Here is a 15,385-nt window from a genome sequence, read left to right as displayed (position 1 = left end):
GAAAAAATACCGTTTATAATGCAACGTGCAGTTCTGAATTTGCTTTTTAAAATTATAAACTTCTATATTTTTATTCTTTTACGAATTTATTAGAAACTTCGTTAATCTTATATACATAAACACCAGATTGTAAACCGGAAACATCTAGTTTGATAAAATCCTCGTTGTTATCAGCAATATTTTTTTCTAAAACCAGTTTTCCGCTAATAGAATACACTTTAAGATTTGCGTCTGCTGTTTTATCAGAAGGATTTGTAATGTTCAGAACATCTTTTACAGGGTTAGGATAAGCCACTAATGATTTAGACAAAGCTTTAGACTGATTAACTGATAATGATCCCGTTAACGCATATACATCTTTTGCTGTGGTGTAGATATTTGAAGCATAGGTCGCTTTTTGTGTAATTAATTTATAGTTATTAGATAATGTCTTCACGATCAACGCATCTTGCTTGTCTCCAAATTGCTGCAATACCACTCCATTTTCGTTTATAAGTGACATTTTGTGAGTTCCTGTCGGACTTCTCGTCACGAGTAAAAACTCTATAAGATTATCAGAATTGAATAATTTATCTGTAAACAAATACATATTATTTATCGTGTAACCACTATCAACTGGTAAGGTTAAAGTTTTATAAACAGAATGATTTTCGGTATAGATTTTTAAAACATTACTACTATCAAACGTATAATGATACGATGCTGTTTCGGTATTAAAAAAATAGCTTTGATCGCCGCCTTCATCCTGATTAATGATATACGAATGTTCAAGTGTTGCTTGAGAAAAAGAAAGTGTAGAAGTTAAAAATAAAGTAAATAGAGTAATTTTTCTGATCATAATTTTGGTTTTTGGTTGATATTCATTTTTTAAATTTATTAAAAACTGCGGTATTATTGTCTAATGCTATTATTATAGCTATAGTAAATGTAATCGATTTTTATTAAGATTTTGTAAAACTAAATCTACTAATTTGTTTATTTTTTAAATAAAAAACTCCATCAGAAATAATGGAGTTTTTATAGTTTTTTTATAAATATCGAATCAAGGATATATCATCAGAAATATAAATGCAAATAAGTTAACGAGCAGGACGACACCATAGACAACATTTGATTTTCCTTTGCTTAAAGATAACATTACGGTAAATACAGATAAAGCCAATAAAACAATCGATTTAATATCAAGTCCTAAAATAATCGGCATATCCATCAGCACGCAAACCGCGGCAACACTCGGAATCGTTAAACCAATACTTGCTAAAGCTGAACCCAAAGCTAAATTGATACTTGTTTGCAACCTGTTTTTTCTCGCTGCTATAATCGCTGCAATAGCTTCAGGAAGCAAAATAATGGCTGCAATAACAACCCCAACCAGAGTTTTAGGCAAATTGTATCCAATAATAATACTTTCGATAGTAGGAGAAAGGGTTTTAGCCAATAATACCACAATACCTAAACTTACAATAAGAAAAACAAGACTTGTATAGAATGTTTTATTGTCAATTGCTATTGGTTCGACTGTATCGTCATTTTCATCATCACCAACAGTCAAAAAATATTGACGGTATCTTGTAGTTTGTGCAAACAAAAACGAAGCATATATAATAATACAGGCGCCAGAAGCAAAAACAAGCTGCGGGATGGAATAATAAGATCCTTTAACGCTTTCTGTAAAAGTAGGGAAGACCAATGTAAATACGATAATAGAAACCAAGGACACCAAACCAATGGTTACAGACGATACAGAAAAGTTTTGCTCGTAATGTTTCAAACCACCTATTAAAAGACAAAGTCCGATAATTCCATTTAAAATAAGCATAGTGGCTGCATAAACGGTATCTCTTGCTAATGAAGCCGCCGCAGATCCTTCTGACAGCATGAGAGACACAATAATCGAAACTTCGATTACGGTTATAGATATAGCCAGAATAATGGTTCCGTAAGGTTCACCAACTCTTTCTGCTATTATTTCTGAATGATGAACGGCCGACATAACACTAAGGATAAGTAGGATACTGGCAATAACCTGAAAAAAGCTGCTGTTGTCTACAAGTCCGCTAAAAAATAGAATCCAGGCAAGTGCCGGAATGATAATGGTCCACTGAAGTAATCTTTTCATATATGTATTTTTTTGTCAATAGTTTTACTTTAAAATCGACATTTTAATTTTCCGTAATATAGGGATTTTTGCCGCAAATACCAAAAAGACAGGGGTATGTTTCTTAAAAAACCATCATTTATAATAGTATCTTTAGCATCTGATAGCTTCTGTTTTATAAAATTAGAAATCTATTTTTTTTAGCCAAAAACCAACTTATCAAATATGAAAACCATTTATCTTTTTTATACTTTACTCTTATTCAATAGCTTTTGTATATCCGGACAAACTAAAAATAAACCGGATAATTTTCTTTTAAGCGAAATGACAGATTCTATTAAAAGCAAACATTATCCCGGCATTCATAGTGTACTGATTTCAAAGGATAAGCAATTGGTTTATGAACAATATTTTAATGGTTTTAAAAGGGATTCTCTTCACGATTCTCGTTCTTCTTTTAAATCTATAGCAAGTTTATTGGTCGGAATTGCTATAGACAAAGGATTTATAAAAAATGTAGATCAGAAAGTTTATGAGTTTTTTCCCGAATATCCATTTCTTAAAAAAGATGAATTAAAAAAACTCATGACCATTAAAAATTTACTTGAAATGAAATCCGGTTTTGACTGTGAGGAATTTAATGACACAAAAGATTGTGAAGACGAAATGAGCAAAAGCAAAAACTGGGTCGAATATTCTTTAAAAATTCCAATGAAAGATAAACCTGGCGCAGTATGGGCTTATACCTCAGTAGATCCGGTAATTCTTAGCGGAATAATACGCAAAGCAACGAATATGTCTGTGATGGATTTTGCTAAAAAATATTTATTTGATCCTATGGGAATTTCAGATTATAAATGGACGATCGATCCAAGCGGAAATGGTATGACCGGTGGCTCGTTCTATATCAAGCCAATAGACATGCTTAAAATAGGGCAGATGGTAAAAGATAAAGGCATCTGGGAAGGTAAACAGATTATTTCTAAAAAATGGATATTGCAATCTACAGTTTGTGATATTGCAATTCCTGATTTTTCGTATATGAAAACCAGCAGAAGCAAAATTGGAACTCCGCAACCTGCTTATTATGGTTATTATTGGTACCGCGAAACCCTTAAAACGAATGATATAGAAGAAAATTTACTCTTTGCATCGGGAAATGGAGGACAGTATATTTTTATATGCGAAAAATTAAATTTAACCGTTGTTTTCACTCAGGGCAATTACGGATCTTTTAAAGCGAAACAAGCTTTTGAGATTATGGCAAAATATATTTTACCCAACTTTAAAAACTAATAGTTACATTTTTTTTTAGTGAAATATGAAATGCTTTAAACTTGCTTGTTATCAGAGCTTTTAGACAATCGAACCAATCGTACCATTTGATATATAGCATGATTTTTTAAAGATAATGAACGCGCGATTTCGGGAATACCCTGCATATGAACTTCGCATAAATAACCAAATTCTAATTCTGAGGTTATTTTGGCATGTTTTGAAATTATATTGGATATCGTTTTACTTGGCTTAGGAACTTCGACATACACCAAATAATATCCCTCTGAATAATCTAATGGAGAAGCCACATTTTTAAGCAAAAAATCGTAATTATTATCTTCCATCAGAGTTTATTTTAAATTGGTTCCCAAAGCTCTATTTTGTTACCATCAGCATCCATGATGTGAACAAATTTGCCATAATCATACGTTTCAATAGCATCAAGAACCGTTACTCCGTTTTCTTTGAGCTGATCTACAAGTCCTTCAATATTCTGAACGCGATAATTTATCATGAAATCTTTTTTAGAAGGGGAGAAGTACTCGTCTCCTTTTTTAAAAGGACTCCATTGCAGTGAACTTATTTCTTCAGGCTTATTAATATCTCTCGATTCGAAAGTCGAGCCCCAGTCATTAACATCAAAACCTAAATTTTTAGCATACCATTCTCTGGTTTCCTTAGGATTGTCTGAAAAAAAGAAAACACCACCAATTCCTGTTACTTTTGGTGTCGTTTTATCTGCTTGATTTTTTTGATCGTCCATAATGTTTATTTCAGTTAGAAAGTTGGTCGAGATTTAGCTTTTATAAATTTAGTAAATTAATTAAAATATAATTCAGTAACTTTTTAGTCTAAATTACCTTCAAGCTCATCCTTGAATTGTTCAACAAGCTCATAAAATATTTGTATTGATCTTAAATGTTGTTCTTTAGTAACATTATAATCAAACACTTCTTCCCAAATTATACTTTCAGGTTTAAATCCTATACTGTAAGCTAAAATCATATTTGCCCATCCTGCGGTTGACTCAAAATAGCCTAACTTATTAGCAACCCAATCAAAAAATGGTTCGTCGATGTTTTCCTCAACAATTTTATTATCTCTAAGCGCTTGATAATAGCCTGAAACAAAAATTTTTATACTTTTAAGGCTTGCCTCGCCAGTCCACATAGCTGGTCTTTTTTCTATTTCTTTTAATAATTTGTAACATTCTATAATCATAAACTATAAAATTAATTTTGCTCTACTAATAATAAAGGAGTTACATCCTCATCATATTGCTGTATTAAAATATGAAATGACATTATGGAATTTATGCCCGTAAATTTTTTTCGTTGCAACAGCCTATTTAAACTTTCGTGAAGCGCATAAGCAATAGCAAACTTATAAGTGCTAAAAAGCTCTAACCTGCCATCCAATTCATACCAGTCAATTCCCTCATATGGAGTTTCTTCAAGATTTCTGTAATTCAACTTTTGCAGGACTTCGCAAAAATTTAAGTTTACTCCCGGCAAAGCATAGTATCCCTCAGCATATTCATGCCAACCTAAATCATAAGTCTCAACTTGTTTTTTCAGTGGCGCTCCAATTTGGTTAATTCCATAGACAAGTGCTTGCGGTGATTTTTCCTTTAAATCCCCATAAGTAAACAATATAGCAAATAATTTTGAGTCTAAATCTATATTTTTTTCTTTATTTGTCCACCATTCTGATATATTAAATTCAACTTCAGATTCAAATTGCACTGTAAGTTTTTCTATATTTATTTCAGAAATAAAAGACTTAAATTGCTCAAACAAAGGATGTAAGTCTTTCTTATTTAAAAAGAGTGCCCTAGTCGTTTCAAATTGATATAAAAGATTTTTTCCTATTTCATTATTCATAACTATCTCTACTCTATTAAATTTTATTACTCTTTAAAAAAGATGATTTTGTAGACAAATTACAACAATTCTTTCGTTAATCGGTCTAATTCTTTTAGCAATGTCGGAAATCTATATTCTCCAGCCATACTTGCCACTTTCGCGAAAGCATCGTCTAACGCAATACCAATAGCCGTAATATACAGCGGCTTTTTACTGTCGCCTCTAACCAAGGCAAGTTTGTCTTTTTCGATTGCAGCAAAATTGGTTTTGGCAACACCAATAATCGGAATTTTATGATTGAGTTGTTCATATAAACGTCCACCTAAACCATATTTTTTTTCATCGTCTAAATACACAAAACCATCTACAACAATGGCTTCAATATGGGTTAAATCAATCTTATTGAGCAAACTAATAATACAAGGTAATTCTCTTTTATAAAATTCTCCGGGAATATATTGTTCGACATTATCGATAATTTCTTCGTGAATTTTAAAGTTTTTACTTTCGTTCCATTCTTCAAATTCAAGACAAACTGTTTTTGCTTTTCCGTCGTAGTAATACGTATCAAAGGCTAATATCATGGTTTCTTTTTAATTTTAAGTATAATATTACCCTTTTATTTTTACGTCAAACTGTTTTTTAAGCTCATATTTTGGTTCGTATAAAATAAAATCATTTTCAATGTCACCAACACCTTGCAGCACTATATACAAACTTTCTTTAGTAACAATATCTTTAAGACTCAATTGCTTTTTATATTCCTCGAAAGTGTAGTTTTTATTCTTTGATATAAAATCAAAATATTCCTGACCGCAAGCCTGACTATAGATCAAAGAATTCGATGAATCTTCATCATAAACCAATAGTTCCTTGTTTTTATTGAAGATGAGCAATTTGATGTTATTTTCTAAAGTTGATTTGTTCTCTTTTTTCAAAATAACCTTATTGTTATAAACCTCTACAAGCTGATATTTTAGGCCGTTGATCTCGATAGTACTCCCAACATTTGACTTATTTAATTTCAGGATTGAATAATCGGTTAAAAATGACAATTCATACGAAATACTTCCTTTTAGTTTCACGTCTTTATTATCTAATGTAATAGACTGTTTGTTAATCGTTTGATATTCTAAAGCTGTATTTGAATCTTCTTTGAATTTACCTCCAAGATTCAAAAAACCACTATCTGATAATTCAATTTTTTTGTTTTTAGAATTATACAAATTGCTGCCAACGCTTTGAAGTTTAACCAATCCAAATGACTCGCAATTGTATTCAGGCGGAAACTGAGCATCAAACATAACATCAACCTGATTGCGATCTTTTTCTCTTATCGATAAAACCGCATTCTGCGCCAATACATTAGCCGATTTTTGCAAAACATCTGCGCTGCATTTAGAAGTAATAAAAAGTTTTTCGGGAACGTATTTTTTTGTTTTAAAAGAATAAGCAGGCTTATTATGATATTCTTTTGACATTTCATAAGTATACTGAAATACCTGTGCTTCGGTTTGAGAAAATGCAGTAAAAATGCTGAGAGAAAAGAGTAGGGTTAAAGTTGTTTTCATTAAATGGTTTTGGTAAAATTGATGCTAATATAGATAAAAACCTACTTCAATTCTTTACCATTTTTCAAAAAAAGAATAAGTTTATTTTAATCGTCTAATCCTTTACCATCCAAAATCTGATCAATACATTTCTCGACTCTTGACTCTCGTGTTTTAGATTGTTTTGCAGACGAAAAATACAGTAAATAAGCTCTTTGTCTTCCGGGAGTTAAAGCTTTAAATGCGGTTTCTAATTTGGAATCTTCATCTAATTTCTTTTGAAATTCTTCTGCGATTTCAAACTCTTTCGTTTTCTTTAATTGTACTTTCAGTCCCGCTTTCTCAACCTCGATAGCCTGATAAATATAGGTTTTCAGAATCGATTTAAGATCTAAAATTTCCTGAAGATTCGTAAAACGTATTTGTCTTCCTGCCTGAACATTTTCAGATTGGCGGATCAACAGATTATCGGTATCGCTTAGTAAAGCGCCTTTAAAAAATAAAAACGCACAATAATCTTTGAATGCATGTATCAAAACAACATTAGTATTTTGAAAAGTATAACAAGGAGAACCCCATTTTAGTTCTTCTGTTAATTGACAATCTAACGCAATTTGCCTTAATTCCTCTTGTTCTTTTTGCCATTTTTTGGCTTCATCAAAATAAAAATCAACTTTAGGATTCATATCAACTTTATTTAAATAAATTAAACACGCAACGATCCGCGGAAACCTCTTGCAGCATAATACGAATCAGCTCCGTTATGATAGACAAAAACAGTATTATAACGAAAATCTGAGAATAAGGCACCACCCAATTTCCTGATATCAGAAGGCGTATCGATCCAGCTCGACGTTTTAGAATCAAATTTACCTAATCTCTGAAGCTCTTTATATTGTTCTTCGTTTAGGATTTTGATTCCCATTTCTTCCGCCATATTCAGGGCACTGTCTGCGGGCTTATGTTCTTTTCTTTTTTCTAATGCTTCATGATCGTAACATATACTTCTGCGCCCTTTAGGGCTCTCAGCAGAACAATCGTAAAAAATATATTCGCCTGTTTTTTCATCATAACCAACAACGTCCGGTTCTCCCTCAGTTCTTTCCATTTCGTCGATTGACGCTAATTTATCCGGATTAGCTTGTAGTTTTGCCAGGACTTTATTCCATTCTAAACCTTTATGGCGTTGCATATTCTTTTCAAAACGAGTTTCTAAAACACTCAGCAATGCTTCTTGTTGATCTGTAGATAATGTACTTTTCATAATGATTAAATTAGGATTGAGATGCAATAAGTTTTCTTTCAAGAGGTCTAAAATACCAGGATAAAATTGTCAATACTAACAACAATACCGGCCCAAAAAGAGTAATAACTTCATCACCGGAAGCCAAATGAGAAAAAACAGCTCCGGACATGGCAAAAAAGAATCCTGCATAAGCCCATTCTTTTAGCAAAGTAAATTTAGGAATTAATACGGCGATGACACCTAATATTTTCCAGATTCCTAACAAGGTCAGAAAATAAATAGGGTAGCCTAAATGATGCATCATATCGACCTCTTCTTTCATTTTTATTACTTGTACAATTCCCGTTGCCGTCATGCCTAATGAAAGCCAAAGAGTGGCAACCCAATAGATAATTTTGTTTCTTTTTGTCATGATGTTTTATTTTAGTTGGTTTACTGTTTCTTGTAATCTATTGTGCGCCATATTAATACCTTGTGCAAAAGGCAATTTTAGCATTTGGTCACGAAGATCAGCTGTTTTATAAATAACATGCATTGTCAGTTTACTTTTTTCTTCAGAAATGGATTCGAAATCTAAAAATTCAAGTTGCGCGGCAAAAGGGGAGTTCTCCATTTCAAAAGTTCGTGTAATTCTCAGGTTAGGGCTAAATTCATGAATTACGCCATTGGCCTTAAATACCACTTTACCATGAGGATCGCTGGTCTCAAACTGATAACCTCCATATTTCTTATTTTCAAGTCTGAGCACATTTGTACTCATCCATTGCGCTACAATTTCAGGCTCAGTGTAGGCCTTAAAAAGTAATTCTAGCGGAAGATCAAATTCTCTTGTAATGAAAAGATCCTGTTGACCGTCTTTGGCATTAATTTTTGTTTTTAATTCCATAGTAGTTTATTATTTAGGTTTGTAGTTTTTCATAATATTTTCTAATTTATTAAAGCGATCGTCCCACATTTGGCGGAATGGCTCAATAAAATCAGCTACTTCTTTCATTTTCTTTGCATTGGTTAGATAATAAATCTCTCTTCCGTTTTGCTGCTGACTTAGCAATTCACATTCAGTAAGGATTTGAATATGTTTTGAAATCGTCTGTCGCGACGAATCGAAGTTTTCTGCTATAACGCCAGGTGTCATGGCTTGCATTGCAACTAAACTTAATATAGCCCTGCGGGTAGGGTCGGCTATGGCCTGAAATACATCTCTACGAATTTCCATTGTGCAGTTATTTGACTGCAAATATAATGCAGTTATTTGACTGCGCAAAATTTTTTAGCTATTTTTTTTACTATATATCAAACAGTTACACAAAAAAGCCTTTAAAAACAGCTGTTTCTAAAGGCTTTAAAATTGTATATATTAAATCAAAATCATGTCTCTTTGCTTTTTGCGACATTAATTTCAATATTAGCCAAAATGAGTATAATTATAATCTCGATGAAAAAATATGCACATCCCAAAGCAGTAACTTTTCTATGAAAATAAGTGATAAAACCAATCGTTAAACAACAATATATAAGATTGATCCAGGCAATAATTTTAAGATAAAACCGCCAGTTTTTTATCACAAGTATATAATTCACAAAAGAGTAGAGCGCTAAAAAGCAAGCCAAAATAGACAGTATAAACAATCCTTCTTTAGGCATACCAAAAACTATTTCAAATCGAACCAATACAATTCCCAACAAAAAAGCAGAAATTAAAGCACCCAAACTATCTATTAAAAATATTTTTTTATGGTTTAAGATCATAGATTTACTTTTTAAATAATTCTTTTTACTTAATTGATTATAAATGTTTTAGTTTAGCTAAAGTAAGAATTAAAAAGTAAATTAACAATATATTAACAATAAATTCCTTCATTTTTTAAAGCGAAATGCTTTTTTGAATATTAATTTGTTCCAAAAAAGATTCATCGTGAGAAACCACGATTAATGTTCCCAGATATTCATTGATCGCAGCGGTCAGGATTTCGACATTCTGAATATCCAGATTATTGGTTGGTTCATCTAATATAATAATGTCCGGCGATTCGTTATTGATCGTTAAGCAACAAAGCATTAATCGCATTTTTTCACCGCCACTTAAAGCACTACAAGGCTTGTCCCAATACTCTTTATGAAATAAAAAACGATTCAATCTCATTTTTATATCATGCTCTTCTAATCCTGAACTATTAAATCGCTGTGCCTGATCGTAAACTTTGAGTTCGTTATCTATCAACGAATAATCCTGATCGATATAAACCGATTTATTTTCTGCAATATAAACCGTTCCTGATTTTGGAATCAGTTTGCCTAAAATAATTTTAATAAGAGTGGTTTTACCGGATCCGTTTTGGCCATTAAGCGCAATTCTTTCGCCACTTGTGATTTCAAGGTTTAAATCCTTCTTCCAAAGCAATTGCTCTTTATAACTAAAGTTTATTTCATTTGCTTTAAAAAGAATCTTGCCTTTATGTAAAACCGAATTATCAAAACCAAATTTCATCTGATCAATATCCGGCAAAGAGGAGCGAAGTTCTCTCAATTCTTTCGAGATTCCATCTATTTTTTCGACATGAACACTTTTGAGTTTCGACGAACTGTTTTCGGCATTATTACGCAAAGTATTCATCATAATGCGTGCAACACCTGATTTTTCCTGTTTCTTTTTCCCTCGTGCATCAAGTTTTTGTTGCCTTTCTGAAGTTTCACGCTCTTTCTCTTTGGCTTTTCTCAACGCTTTTTCCTTACTCTGAAGATCATGATTCAAAGCATTATTTTCAATTTGCTTTTGTTCAGCATAAAAATCATAGTTACCACCGTAAATAGTAATACCGCGTTTACTAAGTTCGTAAACCGTATTCAAGAGATTGAGCAGCTTTCGATCATGGCTCACAATAATCAGACTACAATTTGTAGACGAGATAAAGTTATACAGCAATTCTCTGGTCGCTTTATCGAGATGATTGCTGGGTTCGTCAAGTAAAACCAATTCAGGTTCATGAATTAAAATACCGGCCAGGAAGACTTTTGTTTTTTGTCCGCCGCTTAAATTTCCGATTTTTTCAGTTAAATCCAGGTCAGATAATTGCCAGTACTTTAAGGCATTGGCGCAACGTTCTTCGATAGTCCAGTCATCGTTTAATATCGCCAGATTTTCTTCAGTGACATTTCCGTCCAGTATTTCCTTAAAAGCTTTTAGTTTATGATTAACACGTAAAGCTTCGGCAATTGTAAAATGATTGTATTGTCCAAAAATCTGCGGAATATAATAAGGATCAGAACTAATTCTGAGATCTCCAGCGGATGGCTGTAATTCGCCTGCAATGATTTTTAATAAAGTTGATTTTCCTACGCCGTTGTTACCAATTAGCGCTATTTTTTCCTGATTATTTACTGTAAAACTAATAGTGTCAAACAATAAATCACCGTTGTTGTGTTTATATGAAATGTTTTGTAGAGTAAGCATAACTTCTTTCTATAAAGATGAATAAATAGAGTAACCGCAATTGCCGTTTACCCTCTAAATTGTCTGAAAGAAATTATTTTTCACATAAAATATTGTACTTATCTAAGATTGCAAAGATACAATTTGCAATTTATTTTTATTAAAAAAGAAGAAATTAATAATGGTTCACATTCAAAAAGCTAAAGAATAACTCGATTTAAATTAAAATAAAAAACCACGCTGTATTTGTACAACGTGGTTTTATAAAATTATAGTAACTCAGTTTATATTTTTTTGAGTGTAATTTTCATCTCTTTGCTGTCTAATATCAGTTCGTCATCTGTTATAGTGCTTTCACAAGGATACGGGGTTCCTGTTTCATCTTTTATCACTAAACTTTTCCCACCTTTTGTCAAAGCAAAAGTACCATCAGTTATTTCTCTTTGTAAATATCCCGTCACATGTCCGTCTTCTGTAAAAGTAAGCTGCCCCTGAGTCAGAATTATATTTTTTATAGAATCAGAAATAGGCATTTTAGGATCAACTGCTGTAATTTTCCAGGAGTTCACCAGTTTATTTCGGCCTTTATGACATGAAACCATTAATACTGCTAATAACGCAATTCCGAAGATCAATAATTTAGATTTTTTCATGATTTTGTGATTAAAGTTAGACCACAGAAAATTACAAAATTATTTTTAATTAAAAATCTAAAAATCAAATATTTATAAAAGAATCAGTAATTAAACCTACAAAATTATATTTGAGAGGCCTAATTTTAAACTTTTGATTGCGTGATGATTAATAAATTAACAGTTAATATTGAAAATCCTATTTAAGGTTTTGTAAAGAGTAAAAAATGAACCGCAAACCACGCTAATGTTGTGGTATTGCAATTTAAATTGTTGTATCTTCAATATAATTGTAGAGAAGCACAGTAATGAGTCTTATACATGAGTTAGACGCACTGCTGTGCGTCTCTTCGTCAAAACTGATATATTAAAAATTTTCGATTTAAATAAAAAAAAATCTGCGTAAGACCCGCTAAATCCGCCAAATCTGCGGGCTAAAAAAACCTTTGAACCTCTGTAACTCTGAACCTTTGCGCCTCAAAAAAAAAGCTATTTCAAAGTCAAAGCCCCTAAAATCTCCTCATACATAAATGGTCCGCCGGGATATTTAGCCGTATAATCAAGATTCATCCAAACCTGACCACGTTCATCAATATGATAATGAATCTTTTTACCGGAACTTTCTTTTACAAAAAGTACATTTTTAATCAAATAATTGACTTTTTCCAGATCGATCATCGATCCGATAAGGATTTCAGGGTAAATATGTCCTTTGGTATGAATTAACCTTGGAGTTCCGCCAATAGAGCGAATTGCCGCGGCCATCAAAATAGAATGATCGTCGCAATCGCCGGAGAAATATTCTAATGATTCGCTCGCTGTAGCAATATAATCGCCTTCTTTAGGATCGTTTACGTAATTCCAACGACTATTGATCTCTTTAAACACAGCAAAACACTGAATGATGGTTCTGTAATCCGAATATCCTTTTATGCCTTTAAAATGCTTTGTCGTAGACATAATAGCGAAATTTCGAACTTTTGGATTCTGATATTCGATAGCATTGATAATCTTTGATTTGTTAGGAAACGGAAGCAGCTTTGCCACAATAATATCCTGTGGAAAAGGATTATCTGACATGGTGTAAATCATCGAATTATAATCTTCGGAGATTTCGCTGAAACCATAATTTCCTATAACACTACCATAAATTAAAACTAATAAATAAACCGCGATGCATAAAATGATAATGGTTCGCAAATACATTAACAGAAAGAAAATAGTAGCAAAAACGAATATAAAAATAAAGATACGGTCTAAATTGAAAGCCCATTCTAAATCGATCAGGTTTTGATGCAGTATGATAAAAATCGGAATCGTAATTAAAAGACTCAACAGCATAATAATAATCCTGTCCCAGGGAGATTTCACCTGTAGTTTGGATTTTAATTGCGGAAAGTCAATTTTAGGGAATTTTATCATAAGAATTCAAAAAGCAAGTATTTAAAGCGCTTTTACCGTTTCAACAAAAGTACTTTTTTTATCAATAATTCCCAGATCAAATAACTGATTTTGAATTTTAAGGAATGCTTTTTCACTTAAATTCTTCTGAGACCATTGTGTCAGTTTCAACCATTCCTGAATATCTTCAATTTTTTGGTTAAAAAGCCCTGATAATGTTTTATCTATATTTGGAATCTGAGTAAAATCGTGCGTAGTTTTATTTATTATTTCTAATATTTTCTCCACAATTTTCGGGTTCTTTTTCAGGAATTCGTCACGAACCGTGATTACAAACGATGGCCATGGAGTAGGGCAGTCGCCAACTCTTCTGAAAATTCCCTGATCTACAAGTGGTTTAGTCATAAAACGTTCCCACATAAAGTAATCTGCAGTTCCTTTTGTCAGCGCTTCAACAGCTCCGTCGATTGTATTAATGATTTCAAACTGCAAATCATCCGTTTTCCAGCCATTCTCATGCGCGTTAACGTATGCCATTAATTGCGATCCTGAACCTAGTCGCGAAATCGCTACTTTTTTATCCTTAAGATCTTTTACACTCTGAAAATCTGATTTTGCGGCAACATGAATTCCCCAGATCAAAGGCGATTGTACGTAAACCTGAACAATCTTACTTGGATTTCCTGCCACAATATCTTTTACTATTCCTTCAGTCAAAATTACAGCGATGTCAGCTTCGCCATCACGCAGCATCTGACACATTTTGCCGGTACCTTCAGGAATGTCCTTCCATTGCAAATCAATATTTTCTGCTTCAAATTCGCCATTTTCGATGCATAAATGCCATGGCAAGTTGAAGTGTTCAGGAACACCTACAATTTTTACAGTTTTCATTTTAGTTAAGTTTAAGTTTGGTAAGCGTATTCTAAGTTTGTTGTTTGTTTAGTTTTTTAATAAATCTGTTCTGTGTTTATCAGAAAGACATGGCTCTGCAAATTCTATAACAGCCAGCGATTCGTACTCATCTAATATACTTTTTACTAATGAATAATCTGTGTTTCTCACGATTTCAACAGCAAAAAACGTGTCGTTTAAAACTTCTGAAACACAATTGATTGTTTTTAGTTTTTCCCTGATAATTTCCTTGTCAAATCCTTCCTCTAAAACCAAAACCTGAACGATCGAATTTCCTGAGTTTTCTATGGTTTCTTTGTGCATGAAAACTTTCTCGTTTTCATCATATTCAGCACGAAAAATATCATCGGTCGCGATCAAAGGACCAAAAAAAGGAATATTATCCAGTTTAAAATATCCTTTCTCGAGATCTATAATTTCTGCCCACATGGTTTCTGAAACAATTTCTTCCAGATAGGTACTATAATATTTAAATAATATTTTTTTATGCGTTTCTGCCATTATCTAATTTGGTTTATATGGTGTTCTAAATGCGCTACATAATCTGTCATTAGAAACTTTAAATCAATAACCGACTCATCACTCAAAACTATTTTGTAATCTAAAGCCTCATTATCAACAGATTTCATGATTCTGATAATTTGTTTATTTATCGCAAACCACAATTGCGTTAATTCTTCAATATCCATTGTTTGATACTGATTTAAATTTACTAAATCTATTTGATTATATGGCCTGTGCTGATAAGGTTTTTCGAGATAATTAATTTCTGTAAAACGAACCAGATTATGAATGGCTGAATCTGTCAAATGGCCTAAAATCTCTTTTTTAGACCATTTTCCAGGTATTTTAGCTTCTAAAATCTCACTGCTTATCGTTGGAAAAAAATTGACATTCTCATTCAATAATTTCTCAAATTTAAGAATAGCATCTTCCATGAATTATCTAATTTTTCAAAATGAATACTATT

20 protein-coding genes are annotated in these 15,385 nt (G+C 32.3%); 1 reads left to right on the top strand and 19 read right to left on the bottom strand.

Annotated elements, in window-relative coordinates:
• Positions 1-70 precede the first annotated feature (70 nt).
• Positions 71-838, bottom strand: a complete 768-nt coding sequence (locus L0669_RS16760; protein ID WP_263758925.1) for a T9SS type A sorting domain-containing protein — start codon at positions 836-838, stop codon at positions 71-73.
• A gap of 204 nt (positions 839-1,042) precedes the next feature.
• Entirely contained in the window at positions 1,043-2,119 is a 1,077-nt protein-coding gene (locus L0669_RS16755; RefSeq protein WP_263758924.1) for a calcium:cation antiporter, read from the bottom strand.
• Positions 2,120-2,323: 204 nt separating this feature from the next.
• Here L0669_RS16755 and L0669_RS16750 point away from each other — a divergent pair, with 204 nt between their 5' ends.
• On the top strand, positions 2,324-3,394 hold the full coding sequence (locus L0669_RS16750) for a serine hydrolase domain-containing protein (protein ID WP_263758922.1): 1,071 nt from the start codon (positions 2,324-2,326) through the stop codon (positions 3,392-3,394).
• 35 nt (positions 3,395-3,429) lie between these two features.
• Here the strand turns inward: L0669_RS16750 and L0669_RS16745 are convergent, their stop codons facing one another.
• The 17 genes from L0669_RS16745 to L0669_RS16665 form a co-directional block, all read right to left on the bottom strand.
• The gene (locus L0669_RS16745) at positions 3,430-3,720 is read right to left on the bottom strand and encodes a hypothetical protein (protein WP_173973232.1); all 291 of its coding nucleotides are present in this window, start codon (positions 3,718-3,720) and stop codon (positions 3,430-3,432) included.
• 11 nt (positions 3,721-3,731) lie between these two features.
• Positions 3,732-4,139, bottom strand: coding sequence for a VOC family protein (locus L0669_RS16740; protein WP_263758920.1), 408 nt, complete (start codon positions 4,137-4,139; stop codon positions 3,732-3,734).
• An 83-nt stretch (positions 4,140-4,222) separates the two neighbouring features.
• Positions 4,223-4,597 carry a hypothetical protein gene (locus L0669_RS16735; RefSeq protein ID WP_263758918.1) on the bottom strand — a complete coding sequence of 125 codons (375 nt, stop codon included), beginning with the start codon at positions 4,595-4,597 and terminating at the stop codon, positions 4,223-4,225.
• 11 nt (positions 4,598-4,608) lie between these two features.
• Positions 4,609-5,259 (bottom strand): hypothetical protein, encoded by a 651-nt coding sequence (locus tag L0669_RS16730; RefSeq protein ID WP_263758917.1) that lies wholly within the window; start codon positions 5,257-5,259, stop codon positions 4,609-4,611.
• Between the two features lie 59 nt (positions 5,260-5,318).
• Complete coding sequence (locus L0669_RS16725) at positions 5,319-5,825, bottom strand: endonuclease V (RefSeq protein WP_263758916.1); 507 nt, start codon at positions 5,823-5,825, stop codon at positions 5,319-5,321.
• Positions 5,826-5,852: 27 nt separating this feature from the next.
• Complete coding sequence (locus L0669_RS16720) at positions 5,853-6,812, bottom strand: hypothetical protein (protein ID WP_263758915.1); 960 nt, start codon at positions 6,810-6,812, stop codon at positions 5,853-5,855.
• Between the two features lie 86 nt (positions 6,813-6,898).
• Entirely contained in the window at positions 6,899-7,477 is a 579-nt protein-coding gene (locus tag L0669_RS16715; RefSeq protein ID WP_263758914.1) for a YdeI/OmpD-associated family protein, read from the bottom strand.
• 20 nt (positions 7,478-7,497) lie between these two features.
• A complete protein-coding gene (locus L0669_RS16710; RefSeq protein ID WP_263758911.1) occupies positions 7,498-8,055 on the bottom strand; it encodes a DUF4256 domain-containing protein in 558 nt (185 codons plus the stop codon).
• Between the two features lie 10 nt (positions 8,056-8,065).
• A complete protein-coding gene (locus L0669_RS16705; RefSeq protein ID WP_263758910.1) occupies positions 8,066-8,449 on the bottom strand; it encodes a DoxX family protein in 384 nt (127 codons plus the stop codon).
• 6 nt (positions 8,450-8,455) lie between these two features.
• Positions 8,456-8,923, bottom strand: coding sequence for an SRPBCC domain-containing protein (locus L0669_RS16700; RefSeq protein ID WP_263758909.1), 468 nt, complete (start codon positions 8,921-8,923; stop codon positions 8,456-8,458).
• A 9-nt stretch (positions 8,924-8,932) separates the two neighbouring features.
• Positions 8,933-9,253, bottom strand: coding sequence for an ArsR/SmtB family transcription factor (locus L0669_RS16695; protein ID WP_263758908.1), 321 nt, complete (start codon positions 9,251-9,253; stop codon positions 8,933-8,935).
• Positions 9,254-9,901: 648 nt separating this feature from the next.
• Positions 9,902-11,488 carry a ribosomal protection-like ABC-F family protein gene (abc-f, locus tag L0669_RS16690; protein WP_263758907.1) on the bottom strand — a complete coding sequence of 529 codons (1,587 nt, stop codon included), beginning with the start codon at positions 11,486-11,488 and terminating at the stop codon, positions 9,902-9,904.
• 263 nt (positions 11,489-11,751) lie between these two features.
• Entirely contained in the window at positions 11,752-12,120 is a 369-nt protein-coding gene (locus tag L0669_RS16685) for a hypothetical protein (RefSeq protein ID WP_173972676.1), read from the bottom strand.
• Between the two features lie 468 nt (positions 12,121-12,588).
• The gene (locus tag L0669_RS16680; RefSeq protein ID WP_263758906.1) at positions 12,589-13,521 is read right to left on the bottom strand and encodes a transglutaminase-like domain-containing protein; all 933 of its coding nucleotides are present in this window, start codon (positions 13,519-13,521) and stop codon (positions 12,589-12,591) included.
• A 21-nt stretch (positions 13,522-13,542) separates the two neighbouring features.
• Complete coding sequence (locus L0669_RS16675; protein WP_263758904.1) at positions 13,543-14,394, bottom strand: substrate-binding domain-containing protein; 852 nt, start codon at positions 14,392-14,394, stop codon at positions 13,543-13,545.
• 48 nt (positions 14,395-14,442) lie between these two features.
• Positions 14,443-14,916, bottom strand: a complete 474-nt coding sequence (locus L0669_RS16670; protein ID WP_263758903.1) for a DUF4265 domain-containing protein — start codon at positions 14,914-14,916, stop codon at positions 14,443-14,445.
• Positions 14,916-15,353 (bottom strand): DinB family protein, encoded by a 438-nt coding sequence (locus tag L0669_RS16665; protein ID WP_263758901.1) that lies wholly within the window; start codon positions 15,351-15,353, stop codon positions 14,916-14,918. Before L0669_RS16665 ends, L0669_RS16670 begins: the two co-directional genes overlap by 1 nt.
• Between the last annotated feature and the right edge of the window lie 32 nt (positions 15,354-15,385).

Source organism: Flavobacterium bizetiae (genome assembly GCF_024271895.1).
Classification (GTDB): Bacteria; Bacteroidota; Bacteroidia; order Flavobacteriales; family Flavobacteriaceae; genus Flavobacterium; species Flavobacterium bizetiae.
This window is presented reverse-complemented; position numbering and strand designations above follow the sequence as displayed.